At 64.8% G+C, this 471-nt stretch carries 1 protein-coding gene; it reads left to right on the forward strand.

Annotated features, from left to right (window positions below):
* Positions 1 to 84 precede the first annotated feature (84 nt).
* On the forward strand, positions 85 to 471 hold a 387-nt coding region (locus J5M73_RS31225; RefSeq protein ID WP_207816929.1), incomplete at its 3' end, for a hypothetical protein.

Raw genomic sequence — 471 nt, forward strand, 5'->3', positions numbered from 1 at the left:
TCCTGTGACCGAGCGGGCGGAATTCTCCGGCCGCAACGTCACGCCACTGGCGGCAAGCCGCCATTCGTCAAGTGAGGCAGACCCATGCGTAACCGTAAATTTGTTCCGTTCGTTGTCGCGTTGGCATTCGCAGCGGCCGCAGCTACGCCCGCGCTCGCCGTCACCGTGGTTCGCGTCGACGGGCAGCCGATGAACCCGAACGGCGAGCCGTTCTCGGCGACCTCGGCTCCTTTGGAAACGACGCTGTCCAAGGGCTCGATCAGCGCGAACTGTGTCGCGACGTTCAACGGCACGATCACGCCCGCGGGCATCGTCAACATCACGTCGACGACGTTTACCGGCACCAACAGCCTGTGCGGCCTCATCAAGGGCAGCGCAAGCGGCACGAATCCGTGGACGGGCCAGGCCGACAGCGCGACGCAACTGACGATCAACAACGCGCAGGTCAACGTGACGCTGCTCGGCCAGTGC

It is taken from the genome of Pseudomonas sp. 50_B (genome assembly GCF_017491625.1).
Lineage (GTDB): Bacteria > Pseudomonadota > Gammaproteobacteria > Pseudomonadales > Pseudomonadaceae > Aquipseudomonas > Aquipseudomonas danubii.